The sequence below is a fragment of the Treponema endosymbiont of Eucomonympha sp. genome (assembly GCF_001028545.1).
Genome location: NZ_BBPW01000034.1, coordinates 1 through 7,596, shown reverse-complemented (window position 1 = coordinate 7,596; position 7,596 = coordinate 1). Strand labels below are relative to the sequence as shown.

The 7,596-nt window shown below is 58.1% G+C and carries 8 protein-coding genes and 1 pseudogene; 2 read left to right on the top strand and 7 right to left on the bottom strand.

The features are described from left to right. A partial coding sequence (locus tag AWU74_RS02900; RefSeq protein WP_162502642.1) for a glucose-1-phosphate adenylyltransferase occupies window positions 1-818 on the bottom strand: 818 nt, incomplete at its 3' end. Between the two features lie 125 nt (window positions 819-943). Between AWU74_RS02900 and glgA the strand changes: the two genes are divergently transcribed. Next, a complete protein-coding gene (gene glgA, locus AWU74_RS02895; protein ID WP_023031469.1) occupies window positions 944-2,146 on the top strand; it encodes a glycogen synthase in 1,203 nt (400 codons plus the stop codon). Window positions 2,147-2,209: 63 nt separating this feature from the next. Here the strand turns inward: glgA and AWU74_RS10060 are convergent, their stop codons facing one another. The 3 genes from AWU74_RS10060 to dapE form a co-directional block, all read right to left on the bottom strand. Then, window positions 2,210-2,377 (bottom strand): DUF3117 domain-containing protein, encoded by a 168-nt coding sequence (locus AWU74_RS10060; protein WP_002514062.1) that lies wholly within the window; start codon window positions 2,375-2,377, stop codon window positions 2,210-2,212. 40 nt (window positions 2,378-2,417) lie between these two features. After that, a complete protein-coding gene (locus tag AWU74_RS13325) occupies window positions 2,418-2,672 on the bottom strand; it encodes a DivIVA domain-containing protein (RefSeq protein ID WP_368853455.1) in 255 nt (84 codons plus the stop codon). Window positions 2,673-2,767: 95 nt separating this feature from the next. Then, complete coding sequence (gene dapE, locus AWU74_RS02885) at window positions 2,768-3,847, bottom strand: succinyl-diaminopimelate desuccinylase (protein ID WP_002515125.1); 1,080 nt, start codon at window positions 3,845-3,847, stop codon at window positions 2,768-2,770. 123 nt (window positions 3,848-3,970) lie between these two features. Between dapE and AWU74_RS02880 the strand changes: the two genes are divergently transcribed. After that, window positions 3,971-4,579 carry a TetR/AcrR family transcriptional regulator gene (locus AWU74_RS02880; RefSeq protein ID WP_002515116.1) on the top strand — a complete coding sequence of 203 codons (609 nt, stop codon included), beginning with the start codon at window positions 3,971-3,973 and terminating at the stop codon, window positions 4,577-4,579. A gap of 12 nt (window positions 4,580-4,591) precedes the next feature. Here the strand turns inward: AWU74_RS02880 and AWU74_RS02875 are convergent, their stop codons facing one another. The 3 genes and pseudogenes from AWU74_RS02875 to AWU74_RS02865 form a co-directional block, all read right to left on the bottom strand. Further along, window positions 4,592-5,887, bottom strand: a complete 1,296-nt coding sequence (locus AWU74_RS02875) for an MFS transporter (RefSeq protein WP_002519187.1) — start codon at window positions 5,885-5,887, stop codon at window positions 4,592-4,594. A gap of 15 nt (window positions 5,888-5,902) precedes the next feature. Beyond that, the gene (locus tag AWU74_RS02870; RefSeq protein WP_002518131.1) at window positions 5,903-6,964 is read right to left on the bottom strand and encodes a DMT family transporter; all 1,062 of its coding nucleotides are present in this window, start codon (window positions 6,962-6,964) and stop codon (window positions 5,903-5,905) included. 123 nt (window positions 6,965-7,087) lie between these two features. After that, window positions 7,088-7,596: pseudogene (locus AWU74_RS02865) on the bottom strand (serine/threonine protein kinase); the annotation flags it as partial.

Here is a 7,596-nt window from a genome sequence, read left to right as displayed (position 1 = left end):
GCGTCGTGGTAAGCATCAATGGTGCCCACGTCCCGCCAGTAGTCGGCATCCTTCTCAGTGTTGCCAGGAACCTCGTTGTCACGAAAGTCGTACACCTGCGCGTCAGCGGCGTTGACGAATCTCGGAATAACGTCGCCACCCATGTCGTGCCGCGAGTCGGCGCTGTGGGCGTCGTCGTGGAGGGCCTGGACCAGGGCCTCGCGGCTGAAGATGTAGTTACCCATCGAGGCGAAAGACTCGTCCGAAGCGTCCGGCAGACCAGGCGGATCAGCCGGTTTTTCGAGGAACTCGGTGATCTTATGGTTCTGGTCAGCATCAATAATTCCGAAGGCAGAAGCGTCTTTGCGAGGCACTCGGATACCGGCGACGGTGCATCCCAGCCCGGAGTCGATGTGATACTGCAACATGGCGTCGACATCCATCCGATAAATGTTGTCGGCGCCAAAGACCACAACGTAGTCGGGACTCTGGTCATTGATGAGGTTGAGGGACTGGTAGATGGCGTCAGCACTTCCCTGGTACCACCGCGGCCCAAGACGCTGCTGGGCCGGGACCGGGGTCACATAGGAGCCCAGCATGGTCGACATCCGCCAGGTGATGGAGATGTGACGGTCAAGTGAGTGAGACTTGTACTGGGTCAGCACAGCGATCTGAGTGAGCCCTGAATTCGCCAGATTGGACAGCACAAAGTCGATAAGACGGTAGGTACCACCAAAGGGAACGGCTGGTTTGGCCCGGTCCATCGTGAGAGGCATAAGGCGTTTGCCTTCGCCGCCAGCGAGGACGATGGATAGAACCTTGGGACGCGTCTTTGCCATGGTCCTCAATCTACCGTCACCGAACACCCATGCAGGCAATCATCACAAGGTCAGCTGCACAATGTCGACGAGAGTTTTCAGTCTGTTGACCGCACCGCAACGCTACTACCCCACCGAGGCCGTCTTTGTGGGACGATCAAGCCATGTACGTGTCCGTCCTGACCCGCGAATATCCTCCTACCATCTATGGCGGCGCCGGCGTCCACGTCGCGCAACTCGTCCCCCAGCTTCGCACCCTCATCGACGTCGATGTGCAGTGCATGGGACAGCCGCGTGAAGAAGCCACCGCCCACGCTGAGAACTATCCGGAAGGTGCCAACGGCGCGCTGCGGGCCTTCGGCGCAGACCTGTCCATGGTCGATGCCATCCCTGACGAGGTCGACCTCGTCCATTCCCACACGTGGTATACCAATCTCGCTGGTTTGCTCGCCGGTGTTTTCCACGACGTCCCGCACGTCATCAGCGCTCACTCATTGGAGCCCGACCGTCCCTGGAAGGCAGAGCAGCTCGGTGGCGGTTACAGACTGTCATCCTGGGCAGAAAAGACCGCCTACGACGCCGCAGACGCCGTAATCGCGGTCTCTGAAGGCATGAGGGCCGACGTACTGCGGGCCTATCCCGAATTAGATCCTGACAAGGTGCATGTGGTGCGCAATGGGGTCAACACGGACGAGTTCCATCCCGTCACCGAGACCGATGTGTGCCGTGACATCGGGATGGACCCTGACCGACCTTCGGTGGTCTTCGTCGGGCGCATTACACGACAGAAAGGATTGGTCCACTTGGTGCATGCCGCTACTGAGCTTGATCCTGAGACCCAGCTCGTTTTGCTGGCCGGCGCCCCGGATACCCCACAGATTGGAGAGGAGTTCAAAGCCGCCTTCGAGGAGGTTCGTTCCAGCCGCCGAGCGCCGGTTATCTGGGTGCCGGAGATGCTCCCCCGCTCGTCGGTACGCCAGGTGTTCTCTGCCGCTACAGTCTTTGCCTGCCCTTCGGTCTATGAGCCACTGGGCATTGTCAACCTGGAGGCTATGGCCTGCGCTACGCCGGTAGTGGCATCTCGAGTTGGCGGTATACCGGAGGTTGTCGTCGACGGATCGACCGGGCATCTCGTCGACGGGGTCCCAACCGACTTGTCAACCCCAGAAGATGTCGCGACCTTCGAGTCCGCCTTCGCAGCCGCTATCAACGACCTCACTCGAAACATGGAACGCGCCAAAGCTTTCGGAACCGCTGGTCGTCAGCGTTGCATTGACGAATTCTCCTGGCCTCGAATCGCTGCGCAAACCGTCGAGGTCTACCAGACGGCAATCAAGCGTCACGGCTGACGGTTCGCTTTGTACGATCGTGCCCGGCTTCTTCGAGCCGGGCACGATCGTTAGTCATCTGCGTCAGCCGACGACGTCCTTGAAACACGCGAGCAGTTCCTGGGCTTCGTCTGCGTTGAGTTCAACAACCAGCCGACCGCCACCTTCGACTGGAACGCGCATGATGATGCCACGGCCCTCCTTCGTGACCTCCATGGGACCGTCACCGGTACGGGGCTTCATAGCTGCCATGTCACTCTTCCTCAATCACTGGGCAGTGGTGCATCTTCCATTATTCCGTATCCGGGCCCGTGGCGTCAGGGATGGGCCTACCCGTATTCGTGAGATCGGGTCCTTGGCCGGTCTCCATCTGGGAAGCCAGACGGTCGAGGAGCTGATCCACCTGACTCATTGAGTAGCCCCGTGGCACCACTGCGAAGCGAACTGAGCGCAGGCTCTCAGCACTCAAATCGCCCTCGGGAAGATCCGGGGCCGGACGGTCATCTACGATTGGCGGGACCTGTCCAAACTTCCCAGACCCCGCCATGACGGCGAGCCCGATGACGATGATGACGACAACAACAAGTAACCATGCCATGTCAGACCTCTCAACGAAAGAATTGGACGACAACCTCGGTTAGGTCATCGCGACGCTAACCACGTGTGCAGCGCCCGGTAGCACTCATCCAGTGAGCCAAGACGACAACACTCATCCACCTGATGAGCGCACAGCGCATTCCCCGGCCCGAAGTTAACAGCCGGTATTCCGAGTTGCCCGAAACGGGCAACGTCGGTCCACCCGTACTTAGGACCCGGTTCCCCGCCCACCGCAGCAACGAAAGACTTCGCCAACGGACGATCGAGCCCTGGTCTGGCGGGAGCCGACAGGTCAAGAACGTTCATCGGCCACTCATGGAAGAGATCCTCCATGTACTGCCGAGCCTGTTCGGTCGTCTTGTCGGGGGCGAACCGATAATTAATCTGAATAGTAGCGGTGGGGGGAATAACGTTACCGGCCACACCGGCGTCGAGCATCGTCGCATTGAGGCCCTCACGGAAGGTCAGCCCGTCAACCTCAACAAACGGGTCCCGTTCTTGCCAGCGGTTGAGACGCTCCAAAACGGCGGACAGATCATGGATCGCATTGTGCCCGACCCACGAACGAGCTGAATGGGCCGCCCGCCCCGGCACCTCAAGGGTGAAACGCATGGTTCCCTGACAACCACCCTCCACCCGGCCATCGGTGGGTTCCATGAGGATGGCGAAGTCACCGTCGATGAGGTCAGGGCGCCAAGAGGCAATCTTCTCCAGGCCGTTGTGCTCGGCCGCGATCTCCTCACACTCATAGAACGCCCAAGTGACATCCCTCACCGGATTCTCAAGGCTCACAGCCAAGGCGAGCGCGACGGCGATACCGCCCTTCATGTCGCACGTGCCCCTACCCACGAGGTAATCCCCGTCCGACCGCTGCTCAATATAGGACGGCAAGTTCTCGACGACCGGAACGGTGTCGAGGTGACCAGCAATGACGACCCGTTCCGAACGCCCAAGGTGAGTACGGGCAACGACAGAGTTACCGAGTCTCGTCACCTCAAGATGCCGATGTGGTGCCAACGTCTCCTCCACAGCATCGGCAATAGGCGCCTCGTGCATGGACACCGACTCGATGTCGACGAGTCGACGAAAGAGCTCGTGCAGGTCGCCCGCCGGCTTCAAGTCCATGCCGGACACCCTACCAGTGTTGCCACGGACCAGTCCGAGGAAAACGTGCGAAAGACGACCCTGAGATTGCTATGGTGAACGCACTTGACACATTACGCATTGCGGCATAGCGAGGTGACAAAATTGGTTCAACGAATGACGGCAAAAGGCCATCACCGACGTCAAAAACTCATCCGATCAGCAGCATCATTGTTGAACAGTGGTGGCCCTAGCGCCGTCACCATGAGAGCTGCAGCACGCATGGCAGATCTCTCACCCTCCTCTACCGTGTATTACTTTGATGACCACGAAGAACTCCTGGCTGAAGCCGCCAAACTCAATATTCGAGCGTGGGCTCACATCGCTGAAACGATTGCGGACGAGGCTGAAAACCATCGCCTCAAAACCGGGGTGGATGACGTGATCGAATACCTGATTCGAGCAATGATCACACGCCCAGCTCCTCTTCTCGGACATTACCTCGAGCTCATCTCAGCAGGAGACAACGAAACCATCTCCAACGCCTACCACGCCGGACGCGGCCGGCTGAACAATGCCATATCACGCATTCTCGCCGTCGCTAACCTCCCCTACCCAGCAGAGCTCGTGATCGCCGTCATTGACGGCGGAATCGTCACAGCGCTGTCTGAGGGACGCGATCCCCATGCAACCGTCGAAGTCCTTCTTCGCCAGCTGATCAGCCTGCCGACACACAAAGCCCCGATGTCACAAGCCCCGCCCACAACGGACTGAGACGGAGTCCCCCTAGACGACCTCACTGAGGTCACGCCCCGTGTGCTCATGCGAAGCGACCATGGCGCACAGGGACAGGAGCGAGACTGCTGTCAGGTACCACGCGGGTGCCAAACGTGAACCAGTCACCCCGATAACCCAAGTACAAACGGCAGACGCCGTACCTCCAAACACGGCATTCGCCAGATTCTGACTCACCGCGAAACCGGTGTATCGAAATTCCGTCGGGAACGACTCGGCCAAGTAACTCGCCATCGTGCCATCATTGGCAGTGAGGAAAAGGCACAACACTCCCTCTGCAAGGCATGCCTTCCACAGCTGTCCAGTTCCCATGACGATGAACAGAGGAACCGAAAAAAGGACGAAGCCCACACTGGCCACAACCAGCATGCGCTTTCGCCCTACATGATCAGAGAGCCAACCCATCACGAAGATTGCCAGCAGGTAGAACAAGAGGCTGATATTCACCGAAAGGAAGGACGCTCGAGAACTGAAACCTAGTTCATTCGACAGATATGTCGGCAGGTAAGTGAGGACGAGATAGAACCCCACCGCATTAAGCGATGCGACTCCGATGCTCACCAATAAAGATCGCTGGTGCTCACGCAAAAGTGTCTTCAATGGCCCAAGCCCCACGGCGGCTCCCGTTTCGCTCTCGCTGAGCTCCTGGTACACCGGGGAATCCTCGAGCTCGAGCCACACGTGGCGAGCCAACAGACCCAGTGGTCCGGCCGCCAGAAAAGGCAACCGCCATCCCCACGTTCCCACCGCCCCCTGCGGCAAACAGCCTGCGATCATCGCAGCGCTCAGGGATCCCATGAGCAGACCCGCCGCCGTCGAAGCTGGGACGATGGACACGTAGCATCCGCGGCGGCAGGCGGGTGCATATTCGGCCAAGAACGTGGCCGCCCCTGCATACTCCCCGGATGCAGAGAAACCTTGAACCATCCGACACACGAGCAGGCCGATGGGCGCGAACGCCCCTGCCACGGCAAAAGAAGGCAAACAACCGATAAGGAAGGATGCGACGGCCATCATGAGGATGGAGACTGAAAGGGACCATCTGCGACCGTATTTGTCCCCCCAGCACCCCCAGAGCACCGCTCCAATCGGGCGGAGTAGGAAGGACAGGGCGAATATGGCGAATGTCTGAACAAGAGCGTCCCTACTTGTTCCTTGGGGGAAGAACACTCTGGAGATTATCACTGCCAAATATGAATACGTGGCATAGTCGAACCACTCCACGAAGTTCCCGAGAAACGAGGCAACAATGACCTTCCTGACGACCCTCGAGCGGTCCTCCGACATCAACACAGCCCCATTTCAACCGCAGTCAGGGACACTTCGCTCGTCCTTCGGCAGGTGATCACGACCGAACAGCTCAAAGACAACAGGACCCGCTCCTCCTAGCACGATCAGGGCCCCACCAATCGAGCTGGTTAAGGTAAGCGACTCGCCCCACACAAGCCACCCTAGCAGGAGTGCGATGACACACTCCCAGTACGCGGTCGTGGAGAGCTCCACGGCTTTCAAGTTCTTTCCCGCCACGACCAACAAACCAATAGCCCCCAGGCCACATACCGCAAATAAGACAATCGCCCACAACCAATTTCTTCCGGTCATAACAGCAACTGGATTAGTTTGGTCTAAGAACACAATCCTCAGTGCCAACACCACCGATGCACCTACTGTACCGAAAACGAAATTCCAGAATCCTCGTATTTCTGAGGGAACGTCACCTCTGTAGCGATAGAAAAATAGTGCCAGGCCATAAAAAACACCCGAACCCAATCCAAACAAATCTCCAAGCGGTTTTCGAGGAAGACCTTCTACAGCGCCGAATTGCAGCCCGAAAGATACCACAGAGCCACCGCCCAGCTGCACCAAACCGACCGTAAGAAGCATGCCCGTGAACACCAGCATGAAGAAAATACCGTTCCGAAGACCCACTCTCTCCTTCAGAAAGATCCTTGCGAGAATCGTCGCGAAGAGCGGACCGGTATAAATGAGGAATACCGCGTTAGCGATCGTCGTCATGAGGGTGGCTGAAACATACAAGGCCAACGATGTGCCTATCGCTAGTCCGCCTCCGACGATGGCCGGTGAGATCCGGATACGGCGAAGCTCAGACCATTTTCCAAGTATGACGATGATAAGCAGAAATCCCAGGACCCCGACCATCATCCTACCAGTGGCCAAAAAATCACCGATGATGTACTTACTGCCCGTCGTGGGATCCACAGGAGTGCTGAGACGCCCGAAAGTACCCACCAGCCCCATACCCGTTGCAGAAAGAAGCATGGACACGAATCCCACTTTCTGGTTCATCGTACCGACGCCTGGAACTTCCTGTTTGACGTTGATGATGCCCGGCTCCATGTCCATGACATGCTCCTTTTTGCTAGGCGTGATACTGCCATATCAGGCCCGGCGGCCCGGTAACGGACAACGCAAGTTCCGTACCGAGCCACCGAGATCCGTCAGTCATGACATGACCACGGGGTTTTCTCACACCAAGGTCGGGTCGTCGACCTGATTCGGGAAATAGTCCTCACAGGTACCTTCGCGATATACATCAGCCGTGGCGCAGTGGAGACCTCCACCGAATGGGTACGCGTCACGGAAGGCGACCGGGATGACGTTCATACCCAGCTTGTCCATCTGCTCCATCTGATGAACTTCCGAAGCCTCGCAGATGACCGTCTTCGGATCAAGTACCAAGCAGTTCATTGATAGCCACACAGACGAGTAGCACAATTCTGGAGGCGTGTCGTGCGCCGGCTGAGCAGCATCAACGATCTGCCAGTCATTGGCCTCGAAGATCTTCCTCTGCTCCTGCGGCAGTGGACGATTCGGGTTGTTGATGATGAGCCCCGGACGAAGCGGCACAAAGGTCGCGTCGATATGGATCGGGTACGGATCCCCAGGGAAATTCACCGCGTGAACGCGGAAATCGGGGTAGTAACGCTTAAACCACTCCATTGACTTCCGGTTCGTCGTCAGACCGTGCTGGATGA

What these genes read in the sequence shown, in the direction of transcription:
- AWU74_RS10060 (WP_002514062.1), bottom strand. Translation starts at nt 2,377, where the DNA reads ATGGCAGCTATGAAGCCCCGTACCGGTGACGGTCCCATGGAGGTCACG.
- AWU74_RS02875 (WP_002519187.1), bottom strand. Translation starts at nt 5,887, where the DNA reads ATGTCGGAGGACCGCTCGAGGGTCGTCAGGAAGGTCATTGTTGCCTCG.
- AWU74_RS02870 (WP_002518131.1), bottom strand. Translation starts at nt 6,964, where the DNA reads ATGGACATGGAGCCGGGCATCATCAACGTCAAACAGGAAGTTCCAGGC.
- dapE (WP_002515125.1), bottom strand. Translation starts at nt 3,847, where the DNA reads ATGGACTTGAAGCCGGCGGGCGACCTGCACGAGCTCTTTCGTCGACTC.
- AWU74_RS13325 (WP_368853455.1), bottom strand. Translation starts at nt 2,672, where the DNA reads ATGGCGGGGTCTGGGAAGTTTGGACAGGTCCCGCCAATCGTAGATGAC.